This window comes from Nonomuraea sp. NPDC050790, from assembly GCF_044456745.1.
Lineage (GTDB): Bacteria > Actinomycetota > Actinomycetes > Streptosporangiales > Streptosporangiaceae > Nonomuraea.
Genome location: NZ_JBITGF010000017.1, coordinates 136771 through 162896 on the forward strand (window position 1 = coordinate 136771; position 26126 = coordinate 162896).

General features: G+C 72.5%; 29 protein-coding genes and 1 pseudogene. 17 read left to right on the top strand and 13 right to left on the bottom strand.

What is annotated here, in order from left to right:
- Positions 1 to 61: 61 nt before the first annotated feature.
- Both ACIBEJ_RS49830 and ACIBEJ_RS49835 read left to right on the top strand, forming a co-directional pair.
- Positions 62 to 1051, top strand: a complete 990-nt coding sequence (locus ACIBEJ_RS49830; RefSeq protein WP_397190074.1) for a Dyp-type peroxidase — start codon at positions 62 to 64, stop codon at positions 1049 to 1051.
- A complete protein-coding gene (locus ACIBEJ_RS49835; protein WP_397190075.1) occupies positions 1048 to 1842 on the top strand; it encodes a family 1 encapsulin nanocompartment shell protein in 795 nt (264 codons plus the stop codon). Before ACIBEJ_RS49830 ends, ACIBEJ_RS49835 begins: the two co-directional genes overlap by 4 nt.
- Here the strand turns inward: ACIBEJ_RS49835 and ACIBEJ_RS49840 are convergent.
- The gene (locus tag ACIBEJ_RS49840; RefSeq protein ID WP_397190076.1) at positions 1785 to 2471 is read right to left on the bottom strand and encodes a TetR/AcrR family transcriptional regulator; all 687 of its coding nucleotides are present in this window, start codon (positions 2469 to 2471) and stop codon (positions 1785 to 1787) included. The two genes, ACIBEJ_RS49835 and ACIBEJ_RS49840, sit on opposite strands and share 58 nt — an antisense overlap.
- Positions 2472 to 2547: 76 nt before the next feature.
- On the opposite strand from ACIBEJ_RS49840, the gene ACIBEJ_RS49845 reads away from it, so the two are divergent.
- The 3 genes and pseudogenes from ACIBEJ_RS49845 to ACIBEJ_RS49855 all read left to right on the top strand — a co-directional run.
- Positions 2548 to 3351 (top strand): alpha/beta fold hydrolase, encoded by an 804-nt coding sequence (locus ACIBEJ_RS49845; RefSeq protein WP_397190077.1) that lies wholly within the window; start codon positions 2548 to 2550, stop codon positions 3349 to 3351.
- A gap of 97 nt (positions 3352 to 3448) precedes the next feature.
- The gene (locus ACIBEJ_RS49850) at positions 3449 to 3991 is read left to right on the top strand and encodes a dihydrofolate reductase family protein (RefSeq protein WP_397190078.1); all 543 of its coding nucleotides are present in this window, start codon (positions 3449 to 3451) and stop codon (positions 3989 to 3991) included.
- Between the two features lie 271 nt (positions 3992 to 4262).
- Positions 4263 to 4592: pseudogene (locus tag ACIBEJ_RS49855) on the top strand (HAMP domain-containing protein); the annotation flags it as partial.
- On the opposite strand, the gene ACIBEJ_RS49860 reads toward ACIBEJ_RS49855, so the two are convergent.
- Positions 4541 to 4801 (bottom strand): hypothetical protein, encoded by a 261-nt coding sequence (locus ACIBEJ_RS49860; protein WP_397190114.1) that lies wholly within the window; start codon positions 4799 to 4801, stop codon positions 4541 to 4543. The pseudogene ACIBEJ_RS49855 and the gene ACIBEJ_RS49860 sit on opposite strands and share 52 nt — an antisense overlap.
- Between ACIBEJ_RS49860 and ACIBEJ_RS49865 the strand changes: the two genes are divergently transcribed.
- The gene (locus ACIBEJ_RS49865) at positions 4787 to 4873 is read left to right on the top strand and encodes a hypothetical protein (protein WP_397190113.1); all 87 of its coding nucleotides are present in this window, start codon (positions 4787 to 4789) and stop codon (positions 4871 to 4873) included. The genes ACIBEJ_RS49860 and ACIBEJ_RS49865 overlap by 15 nt on opposite strands.
- 4 nt (positions 4874 to 4877) lie before the next feature.
- Here ACIBEJ_RS49865 and ACIBEJ_RS49870 read toward each other — a convergent pair whose 3' ends face one another.
- The 7 genes from ACIBEJ_RS49870 to ACIBEJ_RS49900 form a co-directional block, all read right to left on the bottom strand.
- Positions 4878 to 5429 carry an energy-coupling factor transporter transmembrane component T family protein gene (locus tag ACIBEJ_RS49870; protein ID WP_397190079.1) on the bottom strand — a complete coding sequence of 184 codons (552 nt, stop codon included), beginning with the start codon at positions 5427 to 5429 and terminating at the stop codon, positions 4878 to 4880.
- Positions 5426 to 6100 (bottom strand): energy-coupling factor ABC transporter ATP-binding protein, encoded by a 675-nt coding sequence (locus ACIBEJ_RS49875; protein ID WP_397190080.1) that lies wholly within the window; start codon positions 6098 to 6100, stop codon positions 5426 to 5428. The genes ACIBEJ_RS49870 and ACIBEJ_RS49875 overlap by 4 nt, the downstream gene beginning before the upstream one ends.
- Positions 6101 to 7225 (bottom strand): thiolase family protein, encoded by a 1125-nt coding sequence (locus ACIBEJ_RS49880; protein ID WP_397190081.1) that lies wholly within the window; start codon positions 7223 to 7225, stop codon positions 6101 to 6103. It lies immediately after the preceding gene.
- Complete coding sequence (locus ACIBEJ_RS49885) at positions 7222 to 8457, bottom strand: class I adenylate-forming enzyme family protein (RefSeq protein WP_397190082.1); 1236 nt, start codon at positions 8455 to 8457, stop codon at positions 7222 to 7224. The genes ACIBEJ_RS49880 and ACIBEJ_RS49885 overlap by 4 nt, the downstream gene beginning before the upstream one ends.
- Complete coding sequence (locus ACIBEJ_RS49890; RefSeq protein ID WP_397190083.1) at positions 8448 to 9023, bottom strand: biotin transporter BioY; 576 nt, start codon at positions 9021 to 9023, stop codon at positions 8448 to 8450. The genes ACIBEJ_RS49885 and ACIBEJ_RS49890 overlap by 10 nt, the downstream gene beginning before the upstream one ends.
- Before the next feature lie 737 nt (positions 9024 to 9760).
- Positions 9761 to 10900, bottom strand: a complete 1140-nt coding sequence (locus ACIBEJ_RS49895; RefSeq protein ID WP_397190084.1) for a family 2 encapsulin nanocompartment cargo protein terpene cyclase — start codon at positions 10898 to 10900, stop codon at positions 9761 to 9763.
- A gap of 26 nt (positions 10901 to 10926) precedes the next feature.
- A complete protein-coding gene (locus ACIBEJ_RS49900) occupies positions 10927 to 11766 on the bottom strand; it encodes a geranyl diphosphate 2-C-methyltransferase (RefSeq protein ID WP_397190085.1) in 840 nt (279 codons plus the stop codon).
- Positions 11767 to 11958: 192 nt separating this feature from the next.
- On the opposite strand from ACIBEJ_RS49900, the gene ACIBEJ_RS49905 reads away from it, so the two are divergent.
- The 3 genes from ACIBEJ_RS49905 to ACIBEJ_RS49915 all read left to right on the top strand — a co-directional run bounded on the left by ACIBEJ_RS49905 (position 11959) and on the right by ACIBEJ_RS49915 (position 14622).
- On the top strand, positions 11959 to 12510 hold the full coding sequence (locus ACIBEJ_RS49905; protein ID WP_397190086.1) for a TetR/AcrR family transcriptional regulator: 552 nt from the start codon (positions 11959 to 11961) through the stop codon (positions 12508 to 12510).
- Between the two features lie 5 nt (positions 12511 to 12515).
- Complete coding sequence (locus ACIBEJ_RS49910) at positions 12516 to 13709, top strand: FAD-dependent oxidoreductase (protein ID WP_397190087.1); 1194 nt, start codon at positions 12516 to 12518, stop codon at positions 13707 to 13709.
- Between the two features lie 88 nt (positions 13710 to 13797).
- Complete coding sequence (locus ACIBEJ_RS49915; RefSeq protein WP_397190088.1) at positions 13798 to 14622, top strand: ion transporter; 825 nt, start codon at positions 13798 to 13800, stop codon at positions 14620 to 14622.
- Here the strand turns inward: ACIBEJ_RS49915 and ACIBEJ_RS49920 are convergent.
- From ACIBEJ_RS49920 to ACIBEJ_RS49930, 3 genes are all read right to left on the bottom strand, one after another.
- Positions 14576 to 15202 (bottom strand): S1 family peptidase, encoded by a 627-nt coding sequence (locus tag ACIBEJ_RS49920; RefSeq protein ID WP_397190089.1) that lies wholly within the window; start codon positions 15200 to 15202, stop codon positions 14576 to 14578. The two genes, ACIBEJ_RS49915 and ACIBEJ_RS49920, sit on opposite strands and share 47 nt — an antisense overlap.
- A gap of 61 nt (positions 15203 to 15263) precedes the next feature.
- Complete coding sequence (locus tag ACIBEJ_RS49925; protein ID WP_397190090.1) at positions 15264 to 15611, bottom strand: DUF1801 domain-containing protein; 348 nt, start codon at positions 15609 to 15611, stop codon at positions 15264 to 15266.
- 195 nt (positions 15612 to 15806) lie between these two features.
- A complete protein-coding gene (locus ACIBEJ_RS49930; protein WP_397190091.1) occupies positions 15807 to 16256 on the bottom strand; it encodes a MarR family winged helix-turn-helix transcriptional regulator in 450 nt (149 codons plus the stop codon).
- A 57-nt stretch (positions 16257 to 16313) separates the two neighbouring features.
- Here ACIBEJ_RS49930 and ACIBEJ_RS49935 point away from each other — a divergent pair, with 57 nt between their 5' ends.
- The 8 genes from ACIBEJ_RS49935 (at position 16314) to ACIBEJ_RS49970 (ending at position 25134) form a co-directional block, all read left to right on the top strand.
- Positions 16314 to 17090 (top strand): alpha/beta fold hydrolase, encoded by a 777-nt coding sequence (locus ACIBEJ_RS49935; RefSeq protein ID WP_397190092.1) that lies wholly within the window; start codon positions 16314 to 16316, stop codon positions 17088 to 17090.
- 71 nt (positions 17091 to 17161) lie between these two features.
- Positions 17162 to 18385, top strand: a complete 1224-nt coding sequence (locus tag ACIBEJ_RS49940) for a C39 family peptidase (protein ID WP_397190093.1) — start codon at positions 17162 to 17164, stop codon at positions 18383 to 18385.
- A gap of 97 nt (positions 18386 to 18482) precedes the next feature.
- Positions 18483 to 20375: a trypsin-like peptidase domain-containing protein gene (locus ACIBEJ_RS49945; RefSeq protein WP_397190094.1), complete on the top strand. Its 1893-nt coding sequence runs from the start codon at positions 18483 to 18485 to the stop codon at positions 20373 to 20375.
- Positions 20376 to 20481: 106 nt separating this feature from the next.
- Positions 20482 to 21309, top strand: a complete 828-nt coding sequence (locus ACIBEJ_RS49950; RefSeq protein WP_397190095.1) for a siderophore-interacting protein — start codon at positions 20482 to 20484, stop codon at positions 21307 to 21309.
- 24 nt (positions 21310 to 21333) lie between these two features.
- Complete coding sequence (locus ACIBEJ_RS49955) at positions 21334 to 22329, top strand: ABC transporter substrate-binding protein (protein WP_397190096.1); 996 nt, start codon at positions 21334 to 21336, stop codon at positions 22327 to 22329.
- Complete coding sequence (locus ACIBEJ_RS49960) at positions 22326 to 23318, top strand: FecCD family ABC transporter permease (protein WP_397190097.1); 993 nt, start codon at positions 22326 to 22328, stop codon at positions 23316 to 23318. The genes ACIBEJ_RS49955 and ACIBEJ_RS49960 overlap by 4 nt, the downstream gene beginning before the upstream one ends.
- Positions 23315 to 24334 (top strand): FecCD family ABC transporter permease, encoded by a 1020-nt coding sequence (locus ACIBEJ_RS49965; RefSeq protein ID WP_397190098.1) that lies wholly within the window; start codon positions 23315 to 23317, stop codon positions 24332 to 24334. The genes ACIBEJ_RS49960 and ACIBEJ_RS49965 overlap by 4 nt, the downstream gene beginning before the upstream one ends.
- The gene (locus ACIBEJ_RS49970) at positions 24331 to 25134 is read left to right on the top strand and encodes an ABC transporter ATP-binding protein (RefSeq protein WP_397190099.1); all 804 of its coding nucleotides are present in this window, start codon (positions 24331 to 24333) and stop codon (positions 25132 to 25134) included. Before ACIBEJ_RS49965 ends, ACIBEJ_RS49970 begins: the two co-directional genes overlap by 4 nt.
- On the opposite strand, the gene ACIBEJ_RS49975 is transcribed toward ACIBEJ_RS49970, so the two are convergent.
- Positions 25100 to 25948 (bottom strand): M55 family metallopeptidase, encoded by an 849-nt coding sequence (locus ACIBEJ_RS49975; protein WP_397190100.1) that lies wholly within the window; start codon positions 25946 to 25948, stop codon positions 25100 to 25102. The two genes, ACIBEJ_RS49970 and ACIBEJ_RS49975, sit on opposite strands and share 35 nt — an antisense overlap.
- Positions 25949 to 26126: the final 178 nt, after the last annotated feature.

The window sequence follows — 26126 nt, forward strand, 5'->3', positions numbered from 1 at the left end:
CATTCTCTCCGTTGGCCCAGCCGTGAGATTGGCCTTACCGCCGGGCGGCAAGGCTCGACAGGTGAGCTCACGACAGCATGGACTGCAGGCGGTGCTCGGGCCGCTCAGCAGGGCGGCCGTCTTCACCGTGGCGACGGTCAGGCACGACGCCGCGGGCCGCGAGGCGGTCAGGTCGCTCTGCGGGGACCTGGCGGCGCTGCGGCGCACGGTCGGCTTCCGCAGCCTGGAGGGCAACCTGTCCTGCGTGCTCGGCATCGGCGCCGAGGCGTGGGACCGGTGGTTCGACCTGCCGCGCCCGGCGAGCCTGCGCCCGATGCCGGAGGTCCGCGGCGTCCACCACGCGCCCTCGACCCCCGGCGACCTGCTGCTGCACCTGCGGGCCGAGCGCATGGACCTGTGCTTCGAGCTGGCCGCGCTGGTCATGGACCGGCTGTCCGGCGTGCTGTCGGACGTGGACGAGGTGCACGGCTTCCGCTACTTCGACGCCCGCGACCTGCTCGGCTTCGTGGACGGCACGGAGAACCCCGAGGACGAGCCGGCCGCGGACTCGGTGCTGATCGGCGAGGAGGACCCGCTGTTCGCCGGCGGCACGTACGTGACGGTGCAGAAGTACGTCCACGACCTGGCGGCCTGGAACGCGCTGCCCGTCGAGCACCAGGAGCGCATCATCGGGCGCACCAAGCTGGCCAACGTCGAGCTGGACGACCAGACCAAGCCGACCTGGGCGCACAACGCACTGACCGTCATCGAGGAGGACGGCAGGGAGCTGAAGATCGTGCGGGACAACATGCCGTTCGGCAACGCGGCGGCCGGCGAGTTCGGCACCTACTTCATCGGCTACTCCAGGACCCCCGACGTCCTTGACCGGATGATCACCAACATGTTCGCCGGCGACCCGCCCGGCAACTACGACCGGATCCTGGACTTCTCCACGGCCCTGACCGGATCGACCTACTTCGTACCGACGCCCGACCTGCTCGAACGGCTGGCGGAACCGCCGGCGCCGGGCGCCCTGGAGATCGGCAGCCTCAAAGGAGTCCCGCAGTCATGAACAACCTGCACCGCGAGCTCGCCCCGATCTCCGACGCCGCCTGGGCGCAGATCGAGGAGGAGGTGGCCCGCACGTTCAAGCGCAACCTCGCCGGCCGCCGCGTGGTCGACACCCACGGCCCGAGCGGCGAGGCCAGTTCGGCCGTCGGCACCGGCCACGTCACCGTGATCCAGCCGCCCGGCGACGGCGTCCAGGCCCGTCAGCGGGGGGTGGCCGCGCTGGTGGAGCTGCGCCGGCCGTTCGAGCTGAGCAGGGAGGCGATCGACGACGTCGAGCGCGGCTCGGGCGACTCCGACTGGCAGCCCGCCAAGGACGCCGCGACCGCCCTCGCCATCGCCGAGGACCGCGCGATCTTCCAGGGGTACGGCGCCGCCGGCATCACCGGCATCGTCCCGGCCAGCTCGCACCGCCCGATCCCGCTGCCCGCCGACTTCACCGGCTACCCGGAGGCGATCGCCCAGGCGCTGAGCACCCTGCGCGTGGCGGGCGTGGACGGCCCGTACACCGTCCTGCTGGGGCCGGAGGCGTACACGGGCGTGACCGAGACCAGCGACCACGGCTACCCGGTGCGCTCGCACATCGAGCGGATGGTGGACGGCGACATCATCTGGGCGCCCGCGCTGGCCGGCGCGCTGGTGCTGACCACCCGCGGCGGCGACTACGACCTGCACCTGGGCCAGGACCTGTCGATCGGATACCTGACGCACACGGCCGACACGGTCACGCTCTACCTTCAGGAGTCGTTCACCTTCCTGCCCTTCACCGCGGAGGCGGCGGTGCCGCTGTCCTGACGGCCGTAGGCGGCGAGGAAGACGCGCACGCCCTCGTCGGCGTAGTGGTTCAGCTCCTTCTCGTCGTAGCGCGCCGCCTCGACCGGCACCGACATCGCCCGGTTCAGCGGGATCGACAGCACCAGCCAGTTGAAGTGCTGGGCGGCCAGCATCGGGTCGGGCACGTCGAGTAGCCCGCGCCGGCCGAGCGCTTCGAACCAGCCGGCGAACATCTCGCTCGACCGCATCGGCCCGTTCTCGTACCAGGCTCGCGCCAGGTCGGGGAAGCGGTCCGCCTCGCCGATGAGGACGCGGCGCATGCGCAGCAGGTGCGGGCGCATGACCACGGCCAGATGCGCCCGCGCGTACTCCCGCAGGTCGCGCTCCAGGTCGTCGGTGTCGGGCATGGCGGCTTCGAGCGGGTGGGCCTCGACGTCGATCTGCGAGATGTCGAGGGTGATCAGCTCGGTGAACAGCCGCTGCTTGTCGGCGAAGTGCTTGTAGACGGTCTGCTTGGAGACCTCGGCCAGCGCGGCGATCTCGTCCATGCTGGTGCCCGCGTAGCCGTTGCGCAGGAAGAGAGTGCGTGCGGCGTCGACGATCGCGTGGCGCTTCCTGGCGGTGCGCCCGTCCTGCTGAGGGATGTCCATGAAGAAATAGTACTAGACTGTCCAGTACCCAATCCAGTACTGTACCGTCCAGTACCCGAGTTGAGGAGAAAACGACATGGCCACGCTGAAGACCCCCGACGGCACGCTGCACTACGAGCTGCGCGGCCAGGGCCCGCTCGTCGTCCTGTTCGCCGCCCCCATGAACGCCGGTGCGTTCGAGACCCTGGCGGACCTGCTCGCCACCGACCACACCGTGCTCACCACCGACCCGCGCGGCATCCGCCGCAGCGTGCTCGACGACCCCGAGCAGGACTCCACGCCCGCCCTGCGCGGACGGGACCTGGCGCTGCTCCTCGCCGAGGTGGACGCCGGCCCCGCGATCGTCTTCGGCAGCAGCGGCGGCGCCGTGAGCGTGCTGGCCCTCGCCCAGGACCACCCCGAGGGGGTACGCGCCGTCATCGCCCACGAGCCGCCCCACTACACGCGGCTGCCCGATCGCGACAAGCTCGACGCCAGGATGGAGGACATGGTCGCCACCTACGCCGCCGGCGACACCAGGACCGCATGGGCGATCTTCATGGAGAACGCCAACATCCACCTGCCGGAGGGCGCCCTGGAGCACATGTTCCCCGCCGAGCGCGACCCGCAGGACCTGGCCGACGAGCGTTACGCGTTCCTGCACATGATGCGGGGCACCGTCCGCTTCGAGCCCGACGTCGCCGCGCTGCGCGACGGGCCGGTCCGGGTGCTGATCGGGCTGGGCGAGGACTCCGCCGGCGAGCTCTGCGACCGGGCCTCCAGGGAACTGGCCGCCGCGCTCGGCACCGAGCCCACGATGTTCCCCGGCGGGCACGTGGCCTGGACCGAGGACGCGGAGGGCTTCGCCGTACGGCTGCGCGAGGTCCTGCGCGGCCTCTGACTACCGGCACGTTACGTGCGGACGGAAAAGAAACGGTAAGACCGATCCGGCAGAGTTACCTCATCGACAGCGAACAACCCGAAAGAGGACGCCGGACATGCGCAAGCTCATCGAATCCACCTTCATGACGATCGACGGAGTCATCAGCTCGCCGGAGAAGTGGAGCGCCCCCTACTGGGACGACGCCTATGCCGGCTACGCCAGCGAACTGCTCTACGGCGCCGACGCCCTGCTGCTGGGCCGGGAGACCTACGAGGGCTTCGCCGAGGTGTGGCCGCTGATGGAGTCGTCCCAGGGCGAGTACGCCGTGCGGATGAACGCCCTGCCCAAGTACGTGGCCTCCAGGACCCTGAAGGAGACCACGTGGAACGCCACCCTCATCGAGGGCGACGTGGCCGAGGCGGTGACCAGGCTCAAGCAGGAGCCCGGCCAGAACATCCTGAAGTACGGCACCGGCGAGCTCGACCGCACGCTGCTGGAGCACAAGCTGGTCGACGAGTTCCACTTCTGGATCATGCCGGTCGTCGCCGGCGAGGGCCAGCGCCTGTTCGAGGGCGTGGACCTCACCCACCTGGACTTCGTGAGGTCGACGCCGCTGAAGTCCGGCGTCCAGGTGCAGGTCTACAAGCCCAAGGCGTAGCGCGCCGCACCTGGGCCGGTCGCCGCGGCGGCGACCGGCGTCAGGGGGCCGCTTTTGGCGAATGCGGCAGCGTTGCTGGCTTTGCCGCGAACCGGCCACGGCAACGACCTCCCCATGAAGGTCATGCCGGGGGCCGGCGATCGCCGCCCTCAGCACCACCACCCCGAGCGGCCTGGTCACCGTCTACGCCGCCGAGGACGTCTCGGCCACCCGGCAGGCGATCCGCCTGCTCTACTTCACGCTCGCCGTCGCGCTGCCCACGCTGCTGTTCATGGTGGGCCTGGCCGCATGGAGCGCGGTCGGCCAGGCCCTGCGCCCGGTGAAGCGGATCCGCACCCAGCTCGCCACCATCACCGCCGGCGACCTGGGCCGGCGCGTGAGCGTGCCGGGGACGGGCGACGAGATCGCCGCCCTGGCCACCACCACCAACGACACCCTCACCCGCCTCGAACGCTCCAGCGAGACCCAGCGCCACTTCGTCAGCGACGCCTCCCACGAGCTGCGCAGCCCCATCACCGCGCTGCGCACCCAGCTCGAACTGGCCGTCGCCTACCCGGACGACACCGACTGGCCCGGGGTGGCCGCCCGCTCACTGGACGCCGCCGACCGGCTGGCGGGCATCATCGACGAGCTGCTGATGATGGCCAGGCTGGACGCGGGAGCCGTACCGGACAGGAAGCGGGTGGACCTCGGCGAGCTGGCGCGCGGACAGGCCGCCGGGCGGGAGCGGGTCGGTGGGAGGGGCGCGAGCGGGACCAGGGCGGCAGCGGGCTGGGGCTGGCGCTGTCGCGGCAGATCGCCGCCGTGCACGGGGGCAGCCTGTCCGTCACCGGCCACGGGCCGGGCGCGCAGTTCCGCGCCGTCTTCCCGCTGGCGCGGTAGGGGGTCAGTCGTCCAGGCCGCGGGCGCTGAGCGCCTCGCCGAGCGCGTCGGCGTGCCGCAGCGCACCCACCACCAGCGGTACGGCGAACGCCCGCACGCTCCACGAGACCCCGCGCGCCCGCTGCGCCTCCCTCACCCGGCGCGCGAGGTCGGTGAGCAGGGGCACGCTGCGCAGGGTGAGCGTGAGCATGAGCGAGACGCGGAACGGGTCCACCCCCAGCAGCCGCACCGGCCGCAACCCGCGTTCCAGCGCGGCGAGCATCACCGAGGCGGGCGTGGTGAGCGTGACCAGCCCGGCCAGCGCGACCATGAGCACCACGCGCATCGTCGTGACCGTCGCGGCGGGCAGGTCGGCCAGCAGGAGCTGGGTGCCGAACAGCGCCACCGCGAACCAGCGCACCGGCCGCACCTGCGCCCACGCCGCGGCCGGGCGCACCCTGGCCACGGCGTACAGGGCCAGCACCACCAAGGCCGCGCCGGCCAGTGCCGCCGGGGTCTGGAGCAGGACCAGCACGGTGCATCCCGCGGCCAGTCCCAGCAGCTTGAGCCCGGTCACGCCATCAGGTCCCGGTAGTGGTCGAGCGCCTCGCGCGCCGGGCCGTCGGCGACCAGCTTGCCCTGGTCGAGCACGAGCACCCGGTCGAAGTCGGCCAGCAGCGCGAGGTCGTGGCTGACGACCACGAGCTGCTGCGGCAGCTCGCGCAGGATGCGCGCCACCTGCCGGGAGTTGCGCAGGTCGAGCAGGGTGGTGGGCTCGTCCATGACCAGGATGTCGGGTTCGAGGACCAGCACCGAGCACAGGGCGAGCAACTGCTTCTGGCCGCCGGACAACTGGTGGGCCGGGTGGTCGGCGTGGGCGGCCAGGCCGTAACGGGACAGCACCTCGTCCACGAGCGCGGCCACCTCCGCCTTCGCCAGGCCCCTCCTGCGCAGGGAGAAGGCCACATCCTCGGCGACCGTGGGCATCACGATCTGCGCGTCGGGGTCGGTGAACACGAACCCCACCCGGCGCCTGATCTTGGCGGCCTCGCGGCGGGTGTCCATGCCCAGGACGCGCACGGTGCCGGAGGTGGGCAGGGCCAGGCCGTTCAGCAGGCGGGCGAAGGTGCTCTTGCCGGAGCCGTTGGCGCCGACCACGCCGACGCGCCGCTCGGTCAGGGTCAGCGTCAGGTCGTCCAGCACGTCGCGCTCGGCCAGCCGTACGCCGACGCCGGTCAGCTCGATCACCTAAACCACCTCGAACAACGCCGCGACCCCGAGCCCGCCGCCGACCGCGGCGCTCGCCAGCCCCAGCGTGCCACGCGGCGCGCCCGCGCCGACCAGCCGGCTGAACAGCCGCGTAACCACGACCGCGCCGCTGGCGCCCCACGGATGGCCCAGGGCGAGAGCGCCGCCGTCCGCGCAGACCCGGGCGCGGTCCTCGCCCAGCGGGTCGAGGCCGAGCGCGTCGGTCACCGCCAGCACCTGCGCGGCGAACGCCTCCACGATCTCCACCGCCGCCACCTGCCCGATCTCCGCCCCCGCGCGCTGAAGCACCCTGCGCACCGCGGGCACCGGCCCCCAGCCGGGCAGCTCGGGGTCGCACCCCACCACCGAGCCGGCCACCAGCCGCAGGCCGGGCAGCCCCAGCCGTTCGTCGGCCACGGCCACGGCCGCCGCGCCGTCGCTGATCGGCGAGGAGTTGCCCGCGGTGACCGTGCCGCCGGGCACGAACGCCGCCGGCAGCCTGGCCAGCGAGCGCTCGCGCAGGACGCGCGGCCGTTCGTCGCCGTCCCGCTCGCCGACCGCGACGATCTCCCGTGTGAAGTCCCCGGCCAGCGCCTTGGCGTGGCTGTCGATGGCGTAGGCGTCCTGGCGCTCGCGGGTGACGCCGCGGGCGCGGGCGAGCGCCTCGGCCGCGGGTCCCATATCGGGGTCTGGATGCCCGTCCGGGGTGAAGGGCGCCCTCTCGTACGGCCCCGCCGCCCCCCGATGCGTGCGCAGCGGAGCGGTCGAGGCGCTCTCGGCCCCGCCGGCGAGCACCAGCTCCGCCTCACCGGCGGCCACCGCCTGCCCGGCCAGCAGGATCGCCGCCAGGCCGCTGCCGCACTGGCGGTCCACGGTCAGGCCGGGCACCTCGTGCCCGAACCCGGCGGCCAGCGCCGAGACCCTCGCCAGGTTCCCGCCGGGGCCCATACAGTTGCCGAGCACCACGTCGTCCACCTCTGGCCGCCCGCCTGCCTCGCGCACGTCGGCGAGCACCGCCGCGAGCACCGGGGCGGCCAGCCGGTCGGCGGTCAGGGTCTTGAAGGCGTGCCCCGCCGTGCCGATCGGGGTACGGCGGGCCGCCACCACCACCGGCCGCACACTCATGCCAGCCTCCGGAAACCGGTCAGCGTCTCGGCGATCCGCGCTCTGGCGGGCTTGCCCGAGGGGGTTCTGGGCAGGGACTCCGCTGCGTACCAGCGTCTGGGCCGCTGGACCCGGTCGAGCCCTTCGCGGGCGGCGGCTTCCAGGGCGGCCCGCCGTACCGGACCCTCGACGACCGCGCAGACGACGGCGCCCAGGTCGGGGTGCGGCGCGCCGACGACGACCGCGTCCGCCACGCCCGGCACCCGCCGCAGCACCGCCTCGACGTCCTCGGGCACGACGGTCGCGCCGCCGGTCTGGATCGCGCCGTCCCCCCTGCCGCGCACCCGCAACACCCCGCCCGGCCGGTACGGCTCCGCCAGGTCGCCCACCGTCGCCCAGCCAGCGGCGTCCCTGCGCAGTGGGCCGGAGGCGCAGGCCAGGTAGCCGTCGGCCAGCCACGGCGAGCGCACCCACACCTCGCCCGCCCTGACCTCGATCTCCACCTCGGGGAAGGCGCGCAGCCCGGTGCCGTCGGGGTCGGCGGCGACGAAGGACAGCTCGCTCGCACCGTAGTAGGACAGCACGCGCAGACCTGCCCGGGTGGCGCGGTCGCGGGCCGCTGGGTCAAGTGCCGCGCCGCCTACGACGGCCACGCGGAGGGAGGCGGGTTTGGGCAGGACGGCGGGGAGCTGGTGCGGTACCAGGTGGACCGCGGTGGCTCTGTCCAGGTGCTCCAGTGACCACCGGCCGGGGACGATCGCGGTCGCGCCGGTGCCGAGGGCGTGGGCGGCGGCGAAGGCGTACAGGGAGGTGACGAGCGGGCCGGGGATCAGCACCACGTCGCCGGGACCGATGCCGGACAGCCGGTCGAGATGCCGGAAGGAGTCGGTCCATGAGGCACGCGACCGGACCACGGCACGCGGACGACCGGTGCTGCCGGACGTGAAACAAGCCCACCCACCCTCCGCGAGCAGCCCAAGGCTTACGGAGGGCGACGTGCTGTCCAGGAGGCGGGCAGCGCGGTCGTCGCAGACCAGCGGTGTGATGCCGGCCAGGTCCGCGGCGAGTGCCTGGGTGAGCGCGGCCACCGGGTCCTTCACGCTGATCACGGCCGGACCGGCGGCGGCGCGCACGTCGCGCGCCTTGACCCGCTCGGCCAGCTCCGCGTAGGTGACCTCCTCCTCCGGGCCGACGAGCGCCACCCGGCCGGGGCTGCGCGCGGCGTGCTCCAGGACGTGTGCCGCTACCGCCACGCGTGCCGCTCCTGCCAGACGGCCGGCACGGCGTCGGGATAGGCCCGCTGCACACCCCGCGCGACCACGGCGGCCAGGACCGCCTTGATCAGGTCGCCGGGCAGGAACACCGTGCTGAGCAGCACCGTCTTGCCCAGGGGGATGCCGGTCACCAGCGCCTGCACGGGCACGCCGCACAGGTAGACCACCCCGATGCCGCCCGCGACGCAGGCCAGCAGCAGCCGGACGATGCCCGGGTTGCGGCCGCCCTGCTGCACGATCCAGCCGGTGAGGGCGGCGCCCGGGATCCAGCCGACCAGGTAGCCGGCCGAGGCGGCGGCGAACACCCCCAGCCCGCCCCGCCCGCCCGCCAGCAGCGGCAGGCCGACCGCGACGAGCGCGAGCAGCACGCCCACGGCGAGCGCCGCCCGCCAGGTGCCCAGGATGGCTCCGGCGAGCATGACGCCGAAGGTCTGCAGGGTGATCGGCACGGCGTTGCCGAAAACGTTGAGCGTGCCCGGTAGTCCGAGCACGGCGATGAGCGCGGCGAACACGCTCACCCTCGCCAGGTCTCCCGCGTTCTTCATGGCATCGATCCCACATCACATTCCGGCGATCCAGGTATGGAGGTATACGACAAGATCCACCCCTCGGAACGAGTGGGGTCGTCGTGGCGCGCCACCCAGACTCTAGAAGAAGCCGGTCAATGCCCCTGCCACCCCTCACCCCCTGACCACCCACTACTTCCCGCCCACCACCCGGCACCACACCCCAAACACCCAGACCCACCCCGACGGCCCGAGGAGCGGCAAGCTGGGACCGGCCGCACTCCCACACCCGGGAAGCACCTGGGAACGCGTGCATCCCCATGAGCAGGCGGCACTGAGGACGAGCCCGCCCAGGGGCCTGACCCGGTTACCGCTCGACCATCGGAAGGCGGCCCCACACGGGCCGGGCCAAGGGCGGCTAGACCCGGCCAGGGCGGACCGCGTTGGGCCGCGATCGGGAGCTGGGGCGCGGCGCGGGGCCTCGCGGGGCGCAGGCGGGGGCGTCGCGCAGGTCAGGGCTCGGGGGCAGCGCGCATCGCGTCGCGGGTCACTCGGAGTCGCGGGGGTGCCGGGTCGGGAGCGCGGCACGCGGGTCAGGGGGGTCGCGCAGGTCAGGGCCCGGCGGCATCGCGCATCGCGTCGCGCGTCGCTCGGAGTCGCAGGGGTGGCGGGTCGGGGGCGCAGGTCAGGGGTGTCGCGGGGTCGCGGGGGTTGCGGGTCGCGGGGGTTGCGGGTCGCGGGGGTTGCGGGTCAAGGGGTCGGGGGTTGGGGTGGGGTTAGGGTTCTGTGGTGGTGTAGCGGTTGGTGGTGCTGTGCCATTCGAGGCCGCCGCCCAGCCAGGCGCCCAGGGCCCACAGGAAGTGGTGGAGCTCGGGCGAGGGCAGCCCCCGCAGTTCGTGGCAGTCGGCCTCGAAGGCCGAGACGAGGTCGTTGTGCAGGGCCACCGCGCGCTCCGCCGCCTCGCGCAGGCTGCAGCCACGCTCGGCCGCCACCAGCAGCACCAGGTTGCAGTCCGGCAGTTCGTCGGCCGCCTCGCGCAGCGCCGAGTGCAGGTCGTTGACGATGACGGCCGCGGTCCCGGCTCGCATGGCGGCCCGGTGCACGCGCTGCTCGTAGAAGAGGTTCCCGGGCACCTCGTACCCGCCCACGATGTCGGCCAGGGTCATCGAGGTGTAGAAGCTGTCGTGCTGGCGGGCGGCGAGGTAGCGCCAGGACTCCACGGGCTCGCCGCTCTGCCGCCAGGCGCCGTAGGCGTTCCAGCTCACCCACATCTGGAACGACGTCAGGTTGACCCGGGCGAGCTGCGACGGCGTGGAGTGCACGGCCACGTGCTCGCGGGCCGAGGTCAGCGAGACGAGCACCGGGTCGCCGGTCAGTTGCACGTCCAGCTCGTCGCCGAACTCGTCGGCCGGCGGCGGCGCGTCCAGGGCCGACATCGCCAGGGCCAGGCGGCTGGCCAGAAGCTGGGGGTCGGCGCCGAGTTCGGTCTCGTCGGCGTAGTAGTCGTCGCAGGCCCACCAGGCGGCGTTCATCTGGGCGGCGAGCAGCAGCCGGTCGGGGTCGTCGACGTCGGCGTGGGCGAGCGTGGTGAGGTGGCCGAAGCCCGTCTGCCGGAACGTCTCGATGCGTCCCTCGTGCAGGCCGATCTTCTCCGCCCACTCCACCAGCCGCTCGTTGACCACCTCGCCGAGCGCGTGGTCCACGCGCACGGCGAGCGGGCAGTACAGCGGGGGCATGCTGCCGTCGGCCCAGGGCCGCTGCGTGAACACCAGCGGCGGCTGTCTGACGGTCCGTGGACCTGGCACACACCCGAGGTCCTGCGGTACGGCGAGGCCGCCCGCCCCTTGGGCGAACAGGCGGGCGGCGGAGGTGCCGAGCCCGGAGGGTCCGGGCAGGAACGCGGAGGGGTTGGGCATGACGTTCCTTTCGCTGGGCGGAGGGGTCAGACGCGGTCGGCGGCGATCAGCAGGTAGTGGAAGCTGCCGTCCTTGTACGCCGACAGGAACGCGTCCTCGATGCCGGTGGCCACGGAGGAGCGGGCGCGCAGCTCCCAGTAGGGGATGGTCGCCTCGGTCAGGTCGATCACGTCGATCGGCACGAGGTTGTTGTCGGCCATGGCCTTGAAGTAGGCGCTGCGCGGGTGGATGTCGCAGATGTAGTGGGCGTTGATCTCGCTGACGGCCTTGGAGGGCAGCCCGTACACGTCGTTGTAGCAGCCGGTGATCGTCACGTACCGGCCGCCGGGAACGAGCAACTGGGAGTGTGCGGCGAACAACTTGGAGAGGTTGACGTACATCGTGCTCTCGTTGTTCCAGATGCCTCTGAGGGTGCCGGGTTCGAGGCCCGTCTGCAGCATGTTGCGGAAGTGGAACTCCACCTTGTCCTGCACTCCGCGCAGGCGGGCCTGCTCGTTGGCGAAGTCCACCTGCTTCTGTGAGATCGAGACGCCGTCCACGCGGCAGCCGAAGCGTTCGTGCGCCATGAAGCTGGTGCCGCCGCGGCCGGATCCGGCGTCGAGCAGCCGGTCGGCGGGCTGGACCGGGCCGAGGTGGTCGAGCAGCAGTACGGCCTGTGCGGTCTCGAGCCGGTGCATCTCGGCGATCATCCGCTCTTCGCGGGTCTCCTCCGGCTCGTCCAGCACGGACCAGTCGACCGCGCCGATGCCGTAGTGGTGGTGGTAGGTGCCGGAGACCTCCCCGAGCCGGAGGTTGACGGCGTTCTTCTCGCGGTTCCAGTAGTCGGCCACGGAGTGCTGGTACGGGCTGGTGATGACCACGGACATGAAGCCTGCCTTTCGGAGAAGGAGTGCGACGCGAAGTTATCTCCCGGCTACCGAAAGTGAAATGTGGCGTTCCAGTCCCCGGAACCGTCGTTTCTCCGGTGTGGGGCGGGGGAATGACGTGCGGCTTGCGGAGCCGTACCCGATGCTCTAGATTTCGTTGAGTAAACGTTTATTCAATGAGTTGCGGAGATCATGGGGACACGCAAAGAACAGGCGGAGTGGCGGCGCGAGCAGCTTCTGGACGCGGCGTTGCGGGTCTTCGCCGCCAAGGGCGTGGACGGCGCGTCGGTCAAGGACCTCGCCGAGGCGGCGGGCGTGACGCCCGGGTTGCTCTACCGGTACTTCGTGAGCAAGGAGGCGCTGGTCGAGACCGTGCTGAGGGAGCGCGGGTTCATGCCGCGGCTGCGCGAGCTGCTGACCGCGGACCGCTCGGGGCGACCGGCCAGACAGGTTCTGGTCGAGTTGCTCGTCTCCTTCGACGCGCTGCTGGCCGGCAACGCCGAGCTGATGGCGGTCTTCTTCAGCGCCGCCAGGGCGCGGGCCGCGCTGGCCGAGCTGACCGGCGAGGGTCAGCGGCTCATCGGCGCGTTCCTGGACGATCGGGTCGCGGCGGGCGAACTGCCGCCGCACGACACGGGGACCGCGGCCAGGACCCTGTTCGCGACCGTGGCGGTCAACCGGGCCACCGGCTCGCCGATCGACGTCCCCGCCCTGGTCGAACTGCTCTATCCCGAGGAAAGGTGAGGCGTGTGCGTACCAGAGTGCTCGTCGCCGGCGGCGGGCCCGCCGGCATGATGGCCGGACTGCTGCTGGCCCGGCAGGGTGTCGAGGTGACCGTGCTGGAGAAGCACGCCGACTTCCTGCGCGACTTCCGCGGCGACACCGTCCACCCCTCGACGCTGGAGATCATCGCCGAGCTGGGCTGGAGCCGCGAGTTCCTGGCACTGCCGCACGACAGGATGCGCGAGGTGTCGGTGCGCATGGGCGGCCGGACTGTCACCATCGCCGACTTCTCCCGGCTGAAGGCGCGTCATCCGTACATCGCGTTCATGCCGCAGTGGGACTTTCTCGACTTTCTGTACGGCAAGGCCGCCGCCTACCCCGGTTTCCGCCTGATGCGTTCCGCGGAGGCGACCGGCCTGATCGTCGAGGACGGCCGGGTCGCCGGTGCGCGGGCCACGACGGCCGAGGGCCCGATCGAGATCGGGGCCGACCTCGTGGTAGCCGCCGACGGCCGGCACTCCGCGCTGCGCGAACAGGCCGGGCTGCGGCCCGTGGCGGGCTCGCCGCCCATGGACGTGCTGTGGTTCCGGCTGCCGAGACGGGAGGGCGAGCGGGTGCCGTTCTTCCAGGGCGGCAGAGGGGCGCTGGTGGCCATCGACCGGGGCGACTTCTGGCAGTTCGCCTACACGATCCCGCCCGGCGCCTACGACCTGCTCAAGGCGGACGGCCTGCCGGCCTTCCACGAGCGGATCGCCGCCTTCGTCCCGGACCTGCGCGAGCAGGTCACGCGACTCGGCTGGGACGACGTGCACCACCTGGCCGTCCGGGTCGACCGGCTGCGCCGCTGGCACCGGCCCGGCCTGCTGTGCGTCGGCGACGCGGCCCACGCCATGTCGCCGGCCGGTGGCGTGGGCATCAACCTGGCCGTGCAGGACGCGGTCGCCACCGCGAACCTGGTCGGGCCCGTGCTGCGCGGCCGTACCGGACCGCCCCCGGAGTCCGCGCTGGCGGCGGTGCAGGCGCGCAGGCAGTTCCCCGCGAAGGTGACGCAGGCGTTCCAGACCTCGATCCTGCGCGAGCTGTATCCGAAGCGGCTGTCGGACGACACGACCGGGCACGTGCCCGCGGTCTTCTCGCTGTTCCGCGCCCTGCCGCCGCTGCGCCACCTGGCGGGGCGCTTCATCGGGCTGGGCGTGCGCCCCGAACACGTACGCGACTAACACCTGCTTGTCGCCTGATTTCCGGACATCGTGGGATCCGCCCTGGGATGATCTTCGCGGCATTCTTCCTACCCCTGGAGCGGAACAGGTGACAAGGCGAGCGCAGGTGCGCGCCTTTCTCGAACGACGGATCGTCCAGCGGGCGATCGTCTGGGTCATCGTGATCAACGCCGTCACCATCGGCTGCGAGACCAGCACGTACCTGATGCGGCACATCGGCGGCGTCCTGGTCGCCATCGACCACGTCGCACTGGCGATCTTCACGGTCGAGATCGCCGCCCGCCTCTACGCGAACGGGCGCTCGTTCTTCAAGGACCCGTGGAACTGGTTCGACGCGGTGATCGTGGTCGTCTCGCTGATCCCGGCCAGCGGCCCGACCTCCATCCTGCGCGCGCTGCGCATCCTGCGGGCGCTGCGGCTGATCTCGGCGGTGCCGAGCATGCGCCGCGTGGTGCACGCGCTGCTCGCGGCGGTGCCGGGAATGGCCTCGATCATGGGCCTGCTGGTGCTCCTGATCTACATCGCCGCCGTCATCTCCACGAAGCTGTTCGGCGAGATCATGCCCGAGCGCTTCGACGAGCTGCCGCGCTCGCTGTTCACGCTGTTCCAGATCATGACCGGTGACGACTGGGGCAACGTCGCCCAGGAGGTCATGGATCACAAGCCGTGGGCATGGGTGTTCTTCATCGCGTACATCCTGATGTCCACCTTCGTCGCCCTGAATCTCTTCATCGCGGTGGTGGTCAACGCCATGAACGAGGCGGAAGCCTCCCCCGCGGAGGCCGAGACCCAGAAGGAGCTCAGGGCGGTGCGGGAGGAGCTCGCCGCACTGACCGCCAAGCTGGACGTCCTGGTCACCCGCGAGCTCACGACGACAGGAGCGTCAGGCCGTAGGTCTGAAGGATCGGGATGATCGGCTGGTAGAAGGTGCGCCCGCCGCTGGTGCAGTTGCCTGTGGCGCCGACCAGGACGCCCTGGACGTGCCCGTTCCACATCAGCGGCCCGCCGCGGTCGCCGGGCTCGGCGCAGATGTTGGTCTCGATCAGCCCGTGGACGGTCCCCTGCGGGTAGGTGACGGACACGTTGCGCCGCAGCAGCGTCCCGCAGCGCCACCCGGTGGTCGAGCCCGACCGGCAGACCGTGGCGCCGACCGGCGCCTGTTGCGCGCCGATCACCCGGACCTCGCCGCCCCGGCCGTCGCTGACGACGCCGCGCGGCGTCCAGTTCGCGTTCACCCGGACCCAGCCCATGTTCTTGCCGGGGAAGACGGTCCCCTGGACGGTGCCCTGGGCGATCCGGTTGAACCCGGTCACCGCCGACCCCGCGCTTCCGCAGTCGCCGGTGGTGACGTAGCCGCCCTGAACGGCCGCTCCGATCGAGCAGCGTGACGACCCGACGTAGAACGCGTCGCCACCTCGGACACTGTAGGCCGCCGGTGCGGTGATGAGCCCCAAGCCCAGCAGAAGGCTCACGGTGATGCTCCGTAACGCCATACCTCCGACGGTACGGCGGCCGCCCGCCCCCAACAATGCGCAACCAGCTATAACCCGCGTGCTATGCCTCAAGCGCGCGAGCCGCCTCGATCCAGCCGGAGAACAGCACCGCGTCGATCTCCTCCACGCTCCGCAGCTTCACCACCGCCATCTGCCGGTTGGCCTTCTCCAGCCGCCCGGACGGATCCGCGATCTCCTGCCCGCGCCACAGGCCGAAGGTGACGTAGCTCTTGTAGGCCTTGAAGAACGCGACCGGCGTCCTGCCGGGCGCGCCGCCGAGGCTCCAGACCGGGTGCCCGTGCCAGACCGCCCCGGGCTGGGGCAGCGCGGCGTCGATCAGCTCCGTCAGTTTCTCGGCGATCTCCCGCAGCGGCCGGTCGAGCTGGGCGGTGTAGTCGTTGACGCTCATCCTGGTGTTCCCTTCGGTTCGTTGTCGTCCACGCGTCGTTCGGGCGATGTGACAGGGAATGCGAGGTCCGGCACATGGCCGAATGACGACCCAGCCCCCCGGCATCCCTCCGCCGACCTGCGGGAATGCCCTCCCTCCAACCAACGCCGTTCCACCACCGAGCCGGGGTGGTGAGCACGCCTCGCCGGACCCGCTTCAGTGACCCATGTCGTCGAGGTGGCGCAGGAGGCGGGCGAGCACGCGGACGCACGCCTCGACGTCGTCGTCGCTCAGGTCGCGGCCGACCTCCCGCAGGACCGCGCGCTCGCGGCCGACCAGCGCGTCCATGGCGGCACCGCCCCGGTCGGTGAGCCGGATGAGCGAGGACTTCCGGTGCGCCGGGTTGGGCACGGGCTCCACCAGGCCGAGGGCGGCGCCGTCGTTGATGGTGCGCTGGACGAACTGGCGGCTGAGCGCCAGCGTCCTGCCGAGCTGCGGGACGGTCGCCGGCCCGTGCTGCCTGAGCAGGCTGAGCACGGCCCGCAGCCCCACGGTCAGCCCCTCGACGGGCGCGTCCTGCTCGACCTGCCGCCAGGCCCGCCGGTACAGGGGGCCGACGAGGTCGAACACCGCCACGAGCCGCTCGGCCCTGTCTGTCTCGCTCACCCGCCCATGATGACACCTAGGTTGTCATCTTGTCGCAAGAATGACACCTTAGGTGTCATGAATGACATCTTCTGGACCGACCAGGGCCGTGGCCGCCCGCTCGTCCTGCTGCACGGCGGCTTCCTCGACCACCACATGTGGGACGACCAGATTCCGGTCTTCGCCTCCGGCCACCGGGTCGTCGCGCCCGATGCCCGGGGGCACGGGTGCTCGGCCAACGCGGCGGGGCCGTACCGGCAGACCGACGACCTCGCGGAGCTGCTGCGGCGTCTCGGCGCCTGGCCCGCGGTGCTGGCCGGCGTGTCCATGGGCGCGGGCATCGCGGTGGACACCGCGATCGAGCATCCCGATCTGGTCAGCGCGGTGGTGGTCAGCGGCGCGGGGACGAGCGAGCCGTACTACGACGATCCGTGGACCGTCCGGGAGTTGACGGCGTGGCAGGCCGCCATGGCGGAGGGGGACCTGTGCGGCTCCGTCGAGGGGTTCATGACGCTGGCCGCCGGCCCGCACCTCGGGCCCGACGGGCTCGGGCCCGAGGTCGCGCGGCGGCTGCGCGCGATGGCCACGGGCACCATGTCCAAGCACGCCGCCGGCGAGCCCAACGTGCTCGTGCCCGTGCGCGACACGTGGGAGCGGGCGGCCAAGATCGAGGTGCCGGTGCTCGCGATCAGCGGGGCGCTCGACTCGCCCGACCTCGTGGGGATGGCCGAACGGCTCGCCGCGAGCGTCCCGCACGGCCGCGCGGTCACGATCGCCGACGCCGCCCACCACCCCAACATGGAACGGCCGGCCGACTGCAACCGGATCCTGAAGGACTTCCTCGACACCCTGTGAGGCGAAGTACGTAACTCGTCCGATGTGGCGGTGTCAATCCCGGTGTTACCTTCCGCGGGAGGTGAGGCCCGATGCGCAAGCTGGCTGTGCTGCTCGTGACCCTGCTCGTGATGACGACCGCTCCGCTCCACGCGGCGGCGGTCGCGAAACCTCCCCCGGTGGTCTACCAGCGGGCGGCGTTCGGCGCGGGCACGCCCGAGGGCGTCGCCCCCGGCGCCGCCCTCACCTTCGCCGCCCCCGCGGGCGTCACCGAGTACGCCGGCGCGAGCTGGGAGTACGCCCGCTGGACCGGCCCCGACACCCGGGTCGGATTCGGCGCCACCGAGCTGATCGGCTCCTGGACCGCCGACACCCCCGCCGGCACCTGGATCCAGATCGAGCTGCGCGGCACCGCGCCCGACACCAAGTGGTACGTGCTCGGCCGGTGGGCCTACGGCGACGCCGACATCCGCCGCACCTCCGTGCCCGGCCAGGCCGACGCGGACGGCACCGTCAACGTCGACACCTTCGCCGCCGCGAAGGGCCGGCCGGTCGACTCCTACCAGCTCCGGGTCACCCTGTACCGCAAGCCGGGCCAGGCGGGCGGGCCCACGGTGCGCACGCTCGGGGCGATGGCGTCGGCGGTGCCGAACCGGGCGAGCGTGCCCGTCAGTCCGGGCGGCGGGGCGTGGGGCGTCGAGCTCAAGGTGCCGCGGCGCTCGCAGGGCATCCACCTCGGCCACTACCCCGAGTGGGACGGCGGCGGCCAGGCGTGGTGCAGCCCCACCTCGACCGCGATGGTGCTGGGCTACTGGGGCAAGGGGCCGAGCGCCGCCGACCTGGCCTGGGTCGACCCGAGCGACCCGAGCCCGGAGGTCGACTACGCCGCCCGTTTCGTCTACGACCTGGCCTACGAGGGGGCGGGCAACTGGCCGTTCAACACCGCCTACGCCGGCCGGTACGGGCTGGACGGCTTCGTCACGCGGCTGCGGTCGCTGACGGAGCTGGAGCGGTTCATCAAGGCCGGCATCCCGGTGATCACCTCCCAGTCGTTCAAGAAGGAGGAGCTGCCGGGCGCCGGGTACGGGACCGACGGCCACCTGTTCGTCGTCATCGGGTTCACCCGGGCGGGCAACGTGATCGTCAACGACCCCGCCAACGCGCCGACGAACGACGACGCGCGCCGGGTCTACCCGAGGGCCGCGTTCGAGAACGTGTGGCTGCGCAGTTCCAGCAGCGCGGGCATCGCCTACGTGATCCGCCCGCCCGGCCACCGGCTGCCCGCCAACGTCCCCGGCCTGCCCGCCAACTGGTGAGAGCCACGTTTCAGTAGCGATGACGGATACCGGTACGTAGCACCTCCGGGGTTAGCCTCGGCCAACCGTCTTCCCCCCAGGCGGAGGTGTCATCGGCATGAGTCACAAGCCCTGGACTGCGATCGCGGCCTTAGCCACGATCCTCGCGACGGCCGTCCCGGCCGCGGCAGTCGTAGCCGTTCCGGCTGCGGCGTCCGTGGTCGTTCCGGCCGCGGCAGCCGTACCCCAGCAGCAGTCAGCGACCCCACCACCGGCACAGCAGCAGGCGGACCCGGTCACCCCCGCCGGCGAGCAGCACGCTGCCGACCTCACGCTGCGCTACGGCGCGGCCCAGCGCACGACCGAGATCAGGCGACCCGGCTCCAGCTACATCAAGGTGCACTTCGCCGCCCTCAAGCTCGTCCCCGGCGACTACGTGACCGTCGCCGGCCCCGACGGACGCGAGGTCCACACCTACTACGGCGATCCCACCCGCGGCGCGCGCGGCTCCGGGCACACCGTCCACGGCACGCCGGGCTTCGCCGCCCTGTCGGTCGACGGCGACACCGCCGTGGTCACCCTGCACGCGACAGGAGCGCGCGCGGCCGACCGGCTCACCCGGCAGGGCTACGGCGCCGTCATCGACCGCTACTACCGAGGATTCACCGGCGACGAGGCCGCCGCCCGCGCGCCGAAGAGCTTCTCCGTCTGCGGCACCGACGCCCGGCGCGACGTGGTGTGCTACCGCGACAGCCACCCCACCGAGTACGCCAGGGGCAACGCGGTCGCCCGCCAGCTCCTCGACGGCCTGGGCCACTGCACCGCGTGGCGGGTCGGCAACACCAACCGCATGCTGACCAACAACCACTGCATGGAGAACGCCGCCGACCTGGCCAGCAGCGAGTTCCAGTTCGACTACCAGTGCGCCACCTGCGGCGGCAACGACCCGCGCGCCGGCACCAAGGTGGGCGGCGGGCAGTTCCTCAAGACCAGCGGGCTCAACGCCCTCGACTACACGCTGTTCAGCGTCTCCGACTTCGCCGCCATCCAGCAGTACGGCACGCTGTACCTCGACCCGCGCCCGCCCGTCGCCGGCGAGCGGATCTACATCCCCGGCCACGGCGACGCGCGGCCCAAGCGGCTGTCGTTGTTCGAGGAGACCCAGGGCGGCGCCACCTGCAAGATCGACGTGGTGTCCTCCGGCGTCAACACCGGCTACCGCTGCGACACCTCGGGCGGCAACTCGGGCTCGCCGGTGCTGGCCGGCTCCAGCCACAAGGTGATCGCCCTGCACCACCTGGGCGGCTGCCCCAACTGGGGCACGCGGATCACCGAGGTCTACAACGAGATCTCCAGCATGATCGACAATAACCCGCCCACCGGCGGCAACGACTTCTCGCTGGCCCTGTCCCCCACCTCCGCCACCGTGCAGCCGGGGCAGTCGGCCACCTCGACCGTGTCCAGCGCCGTGACCGGCGGGAGCGCGCAGCAGATCACGCTCGCGGCGGCGGGCCTGCCCTCGGGTGTCACCGCCTCGTTCGCGCCGCCGGTCATCCAGGCCGGGGCGTCCTCGACGATGACGCTCTCGACCACCGCGCAGGCGGCGACCGGCAGCTACACGGTCACCGTCGTGGGCACGGGCGCGTCGGTGACCCGCTCGGCCACCTTCACCCTGACCCTCGGCAGCGGCCCGCCGCAGGGCTGCCCGGGATTCGAGACGACCAAGACCGGCTCGCTCACCAGCGGCGCCAGCCAGTACCAGCCTGACGGCCAGTACTTCCAGACGACCGTGACCGGGCCGCACCGCGCCTGCCTGGACGGGCCCGCGGGCACCGACTACGACCTGTACCTGCAGAAGTGGAACGGCTCCAGTTGGGCGAACGTCGCCCAGGGCGCCACCGCCGGCGCCGACGAGACGCTCACCTACTCCGGCACCGCCGGCTACTACCGCTACCGCGTCCACGCCTACAGCGGCGCCGGCGCCTACACCCTCGGCTACGACGCCCCCTGACCGGTCCTCCGCACGACGGCCGCGCCCGGCCTGCCCCGGGCGCGGCCGTTCCCATGATGTGTGATTAGGTTAGCCTTGCCTAATTCACCCAGAAGGGATGTACTTCGTGAAGCGGATCGACGACCGTGAGCGGTATCTGGAACGGATCGCGGAGGTCAGAGCCGGGACGGTCGCCCGCAAGGTGGCCTACCCGATCCGGATCCGCGAGGTCGAGGTCCTGCGCACCGCCATGGTCGGCAGCGGCCTGATCCGGGTGACGCTGGGCGGCCCCGGCCTGGCCGGGTTCGAGGCCCACTCCCCCGACGAGCACGTCCGCCTGATCTTCCCCGAGACCGACGGCGGCCTGCGCCTGCCCGAGCCGGACGGGCTCATGCTGAGCTGGCCCCGGCCGTTCCCCACCACGCGCAAGTACACCGTGCGCCGCTACGACCCGGCCGCCGGCGAACTGGACATCGACTTCGCCCTGCACGGCAAGGGCGTCGCCGCCGACTGGGCCAGGAACGCCGCCCCCGGCGCGACCGCGCACGTCGCCGGCCCGCCCGGCGGGCTCATCGTGCCGCACTCCTACGACCGCTACCTGCTGGCCGGCGACCTCACCGCGCTGCCCGCGATCGCCCGCTGGCTGGAGGAGTTGCCGCGGACCGCCGCCGGATGGGCCTTCGTAGAGGTGGCCGACGACGGCGAGCGGATCGAGCTGGACGCCCCCGCCGGGGTCGAGGTCCGCTGGCTGCGCAACGGCGAACTCGCCCCCGCCGTCCAGGAGATCACGGTCCCCGAGGGGGAACGGATCTTCGCCTGGATGGCGGGCGAGGCCGAGACGCTCAGGCCGCTGCGCCGCTGGGTCCGCGACCACCTCGGGCTCGGCGCCGACGACCACGACATCACCGGCTACTGGAAACGCGGCGCCGCCGACTACGACGACCACGAACACTGATCCACCCACGGTAAGGAACCACCCATGTCCACTGGCCGCATGCTCGGCTTCGCCATGCTCGCACTCGCCCTGGCCACGGCGGGCTGCGCCGCGGACGCCGGGAGCGACGCCCCGGCCGAAGGCAGGAGCGCCACCCGCGTCTTCAAGGCCGCCAACGGCGACATCACCATCCCCGCCGACCCCCGGCGCGTGGTCGCGACCGGCTACGCCGTCCCCGTGCTGATCGAGGCGGGTGCGCCGCTGACCGGGATCTCGACGTGGAAGCGGGGCGTGCCGCTCATGGACGCCAAGACCCGCGCCGCCTACGACAAGCTGCCCAAGGTCGCCGGCGACACCGCCGCCGAGACCAACTACGAGGCCATCGCCAACGCCAAGCCCGACCTCATCGTCATCGGCGTGCCGACGCCGGTGCTGGCCGACATCGACCTCAAGCGGCTCCAGGCGATCGCCCCGGTCGTGGCGATCGGGCCGACGGTCCCCTCGGCGTGGCGGGAGCTGTCCCAGCGCCAGGCCGACGCCGCGGGCGCGCTGGAAGGCTTCGACACCGCCAAGACCGCCTACGAGACCAGGGCGGCCGAGCTGAGGAAGAAGTACGAGAAGGTGCTGCCGGGGCTGAAGCTCGCCCACGTCGGCGCGTACGGGGAGGTCGGGAAGGGCACCTTCCAGCGCGAGTTCGACCGCTCGTGGGGCACCAACATCGCCAACGACATCGGCGCCACCTACTACGGCCAGGTGAAGGTCAAGGGCGGCGGCAGCAAGGACGTGAGCGAGTACCCGTCGATCGAGGAGCTGCCCACGGCGCTCGGCGATGCCGACGCGATCACCTACTCCGTCGGCCCGGACGGCGCGCCGCTGCAGGCCGTCCAGTACGTGCTCGACTCCGCGCTGTGGAAGGGCCTGCCCGCGGTGAAGGCGGGCAAGTCCTTCGCGATCCGCTACACCGAGGCCGCCACCTACGGGCAGGCGCTGCTCACCCTGGACGCGCTCGACAAGTCGCTGGCGCCGCTGGCCGCGCAGTGACGCTCGCCCTGCGCACCGGGCGCGGCGCGGTGCTCGTCGCCGGGGTGGCCCTGCTCGCGCTGGTCGCCGTCGTCAGCGTGGGCGTCGGCGCCCACGCCGTCGCGCCGCAGGAGGTGGTGCGCGCGCTGCTGTCCTTCGACGGCTCGCCCGACCACTCGATCGTGCGCGACGTACGGCTGCCGCGCGCGGTGCTCGGCATCGGCGTCGGCGCCGCGCTGGCGGTCGCCGGCGTGCTCATCCAGACCCTGTCGCGCAACCCGCTGGCCGAGCCCGGCGTGCTCGGCGTCACCGCCGGCGCCGGCTTCGCCATGACCGTGGGCGCCGCGCTCGGCCTGGCCGCCGCGCCCGTCGCCGAACTGCTGCTGGCCGGCGGGGGCGCGGCGCTGGCCGCGCTGCTGGTGTACTCGGTGGGCCGCGCCTCGCCGCTGCGCCTCGTGCTGACCGGCGTCGCGCTGAGCGCGGTGCTGGCCGGGCTGTCGCTGGGGCTGCGGCTGATGCTGCCCGACGTCTTCGACCGCTTCCGCTTCTGGTCGATCGGCTCGCTGGCCGGTCGGGAGAAGGACCCGTTCGCGCTCGCGCTGGTGCTGATCGTCCTGGCCGTGGCCGGCGCGCTGCTGCTCAGCCGTCCGCTCGCCGCGGTCGCGCTCGGCGAGACGGTCGCGCGCACGCTCGGCGCGAGCGTCACCCGGGTACGGCTGGCCGCCCTCCTGTGCATCACCGCGCTGGCGGGAGCGGCCACCGCGGCGGCGGGGCCGATCCTGTTCGTCGGCCTGATCGTGCCGCACGTGGTGCGCCCGCTGGCCCGGGGCTCGGTCCCGTGGCTCACCGCGTACGCGGCGGTGCTCGGCCCGATCCTGCTGCTCGTCTCCGACATGGGCTCGCGGGTGCTGCTGCCGACGGGCGAGGTGCCGGTGGCGATCGTCACCGCCTTCCTCGGCGGCCCGGTGCTCATCTGGGCCGTGCGGCGCTACGGGGCGGGGACGCTGTGAGCGTCGTCGTGCTGCGGGCCGCGGGCCGGTGGGTCAGGGTCGAGCGCCGCACGCTGGTGCTGACGGCGGCGCTGGTCGCGGCGATGCTCGGGGCCGGGCTGCTCGGCCTGTGCCACGGCGCCTCGTGGGCGACGCCGGGCGAGGCGCTGGCGGCGCTGGCGGGGCGGGGCGAGTCCGTGGTGGTGATCAGGGACTGGCGGCTGCCCAGGGTGCTGGCCGGGATGGTCTTCGGCCTCGCGCTCGGCGTGGCGGGGGCGATCTTCCAGAACCTCACCCGCAACCCCATGGGCAGCCCCGACGTGATCGGCCTCGACGCGGGCGCGTACACCGGCGCGCTGGTCGCGCTCACCGTCTTCTCCGGCGGATCGGTCGTGCTGGCCACCAGCTCGGTGGCCGGCGGGCTGGCCGTGGCCGCGGTGATCTACCTGCTGTCCTCGGGCGGCGGGCTGTCCGGGCTGCGCCTGGTCGTGATCGGGATCGCGGTCAGCGCGATCGTGACCGCCCTGAACTCCTGGATCGTGCTGCGCGCCGAGCTGGAGGTGGCGATCGCGGCCGTGGGCTGGAACGCGGGCTCGCTCAACGGCGTCGACTGGGCCGACCTGCCGCTCCCCTTCACGATCATCGCGCTGCTGCTGGTCGTGATGGCGGCCTGGTCGCACGCCATGCACCAGGCGGCGCTGGGCGAGGCGGTCGCGGGCGCCACCGGCGTCGAGCTGCGCCGGCTGCGGCTGCTCATGGTGCTGGTCGGCGTCGGCTGCACCGCGACCGTCACCTCGGTGGCGGGGCCGATCGCGTTCATCGCGCTGGCGGCCCCCCAGATCGGGCGCCGGCTGGCGGGAGCGGCCGGGGTTCCGCTCCTGCCGGCCGCGCTCACCGGCGCCGTGCTGCTGCAGGCCGCCGACCTGGCCGCGCAGATGCTGCTGGCCCCGGAATCCCTGCCGGTCGGCGTCGTCACGACCGCGATCGGCGGCTGTTATCTGATCTGGCTGCTGGCCAAGGAGGTGAGGCGTACGTGAGCGAGGTACGGCTGCGCGCCCAGGACCTGGAGCTGCGCTACGGCGACCGGGTGGTCTCGACCCGGCTGAGCCTGGACGTGCCCGACGGCGCGTTCACCGCGATCGTGGGCGCCAACGCGTGCGGGAAGTCGACGCTGCTGCGCGCGCTCGTGCGGCTGCTGCGCCCGGCCGGCGGCAGCGTGCTGCTCGACCGGCGCGACGTCGGCTCCTACCCGGCCAAGGCGCTGGCGCGCTCGCTCGGGTTCCTGCCCCAGGACCCGCTGGCGCCCGAGGACGTCAGGGTCAGGCAGCTCGTCGGGCGCGGGCGCTTCCCGCACCAGCCGCTGCTGTCGCTGTGGTCGGCCGAGGACGAGGAGGCGGTCGGCGAGGCCATGGCGACCGCCGGCGTGGAAGGACTGGCCGACCGGCCGGTGAACGAGCTGTCCGGCGGGCAGCGGCAGCGGGTGTGGGTGGCGATGGTGCTCGCGCAGCGCACGCCGTACCTGCTGCTCGACGAGCCGACCTCGTTCCTGGACCTCGCGCACCAGTACCGGCTGCTGGCGCTGCTCGCGCGGCTGCGCGAGCAGGGGCGCACGGTCGTCGCCGTGCTGCACGACATCAACCAGGCGTGCCGGTTCGCCGACCATCTGATCGCGATGAAGGACGGGCGGGTCGTCGCCGAGGGCGCGGCGGCCGACGTCGTGGACGCCGCGCTGATCAAGGAGGTCTTCGACCTGCCCGCCGTCGTCGTGCCCGACCCGGTGACCGGCACGCCGATGGTCGTGCCTACCCTCGACGGCCGAACAACGCCATCCGGCTGATCATGGCGTCGGCGGCGAGGTGGTAGCAGACGGTCACGCAGCCGAGCACCTCGGCGGGCGTGGCGAAGGTGCCGGCCAGCGTCTTGTCGGCGATCCTGCGCACGCCCGGGATCAGCGCGCCCAGCTCCGCCGCGGGCGTGCTCGGCATGTCGATCTCCAGCTCCAGCGTCTCGGGCAGCCGCAGCGGCGCCAGTTCCCCGGCCCCGCGCACGGTCGCCGCCGCCGCCTCCCTGATCTGCCGCCTGGCCTCCGACGGGGACAGGCTGTCGGCCGCGGTGTGCCCGTGCGCCACCTTGACCGCGACCGTGCGCACGCCGGGGAAGACCTTCTCCGCGACCCCGCAGATGACGTCGTCACCGGTGAGCAACCCGATCGGGACGCCGACCGCGGCCGCCTGCAACGCGTTGACCTCGGCCTCCGAGACCGGGCTGCCGTTGAGCCGCACCTCGTAGAAGTGCGAGGAGAAGGTGTGGGAGAGCACGCCCGGCGAGCCGGCGGCGGCGTGGTAGCCGAGGAACATGGCCACGTCGTGCTCGGCCGAGACGCCCTCGGCCATGCAGTCCAGCTTCGGGCTGCCGAAGATCAGCCGGGCGCGGGGGTCGAGCTCCTCGTGCAGCAGGTTGTCCATGGTGCCGTGGCTGTCGTTGATCAGGACGCTGTCGGCGCCCGCCTCGAACGCGCCCTCGATCGCGGCGTTGGCCTCGGCGGTCATCAGCCGCTGCGAGCGCGGATACCCGTGCCCGCCGCGGACGATCTGGTCCATGGTCGCGATGCCGGAGATGCCCTCCATGTCGATGGAGATGTAAACCCGCACTGAACGTTCTCCTTCCGTTGGCCCTGTCGCAGCGTGTCACTCCGGGCGGGCGGCGGGCTTTGTCGCGGTGGCCGAAGCTTGACGCCCGGCTTCGGCGTACCGCACAGGTGTCCGGATGACCCAGGTTGTCGAGGTTCTGTGAGGGCGAAGCGGGCCGATACGTCTTGCGATGCGACCC

What these genes read in the sequence shown, in the direction of transcription:
- ACIBEJ_RS49895 (WP_397190084.1), bottom strand. Translation starts at nt 10,900, where the DNA reads ATGCCCAACCCCTCCGCGTTCCTGCCCGGACCCTCCGGGCTCGGCACC.
- ACIBEJ_RS49955 (WP_397190096.1), top strand. Translation starts at nt 21,334, where the DNA reads ATGTCCACTGGCCGCATGCTCGGCTTCGCCATGCTCGCACTCGCCCTG.
- ACIBEJ_RS49925 (WP_397190090.1), bottom strand. Translation starts at nt 15,611, where the DNA reads ATGAGCGTCAACGACTACACCGCCCAGCTCGACCGGCCGCTGCGGGAG.
- ACIBEJ_RS49905 (WP_397190086.1), top strand. Translation starts at nt 11,959, where the DNA reads ATGGGGACACGCAAAGAACAGGCGGAGTGGCGGCGCGAGCAGCTTCTG.
- ACIBEJ_RS49935 (WP_397190092.1), top strand. Translation starts at nt 16,314, where the DNA reads ATGAATGACATCTTCTGGACCGACCAGGGCCGTGGCCGCCCGCTCGTC.
- ACIBEJ_RS49940 (WP_397190093.1), top strand. Translation starts at nt 17,162, where the DNA reads ATGCGCAAGCTGGCTGTGCTGCTCGTGACCCTGCTCGTGATGACGACC.
- ACIBEJ_RS49880 (WP_397190081.1), bottom strand. Translation starts at nt 7,225, where the DNA reads ATGAGTGTGCGGCCGGTGGTGGTGGCGGCCCGCCGTACCCCGATCGGC.
- ACIBEJ_RS49835 (WP_397190075.1), top strand. Translation starts at nt 1,048, where the DNA reads ATGAACAACCTGCACCGCGAGCTCGCCCCGATCTCCGACGCCGCCTGG.
- ACIBEJ_RS49920 (WP_397190089.1), bottom strand. Translation starts at nt 15,202, where the DNA reads ATGGCGTTACGGAGCATCACCGTGAGCCTTCTGCTGGGCTTGGGGCTC.
- ACIBEJ_RS49840 (WP_397190076.1), bottom strand. Translation starts at nt 2,471, where the DNA reads ATGGACATCCCTCAGCAGGACGGGCGCACCGCCAGGAAGCGCCACGCG.
- ACIBEJ_RS49890 (WP_397190083.1), bottom strand. Translation starts at nt 9,023, where the DNA reads ATGAAGAACGCGGGAGACCTGGCGAGGGTGAGCGTGTTCGCCGCGCTC.
- ACIBEJ_RS49900 (WP_397190085.1), bottom strand. Translation starts at nt 11,766, where the DNA reads ATGTCCGTGGTCATCACCAGCCCGTACCAGCACTCCGTGGCCGACTAC.
- ACIBEJ_RS49850 (WP_397190078.1), top strand. Translation starts at nt 3,449, where the DNA reads ATGCGCAAGCTCATCGAATCCACCTTCATGACGATCGACGGAGTCATC.
- ACIBEJ_RS49945 (WP_397190094.1), top strand. Translation starts at nt 18,483, where the DNA reads ATGAGTCACAAGCCCTGGACTGCGATCGCGGCCTTAGCCACGATCCTC.
- ACIBEJ_RS49845 (WP_397190077.1), top strand. Translation starts at nt 2,548, where the DNA reads ATGGCCACGCTGAAGACCCCCGACGGCACGCTGCACTACGAGCTGCGC.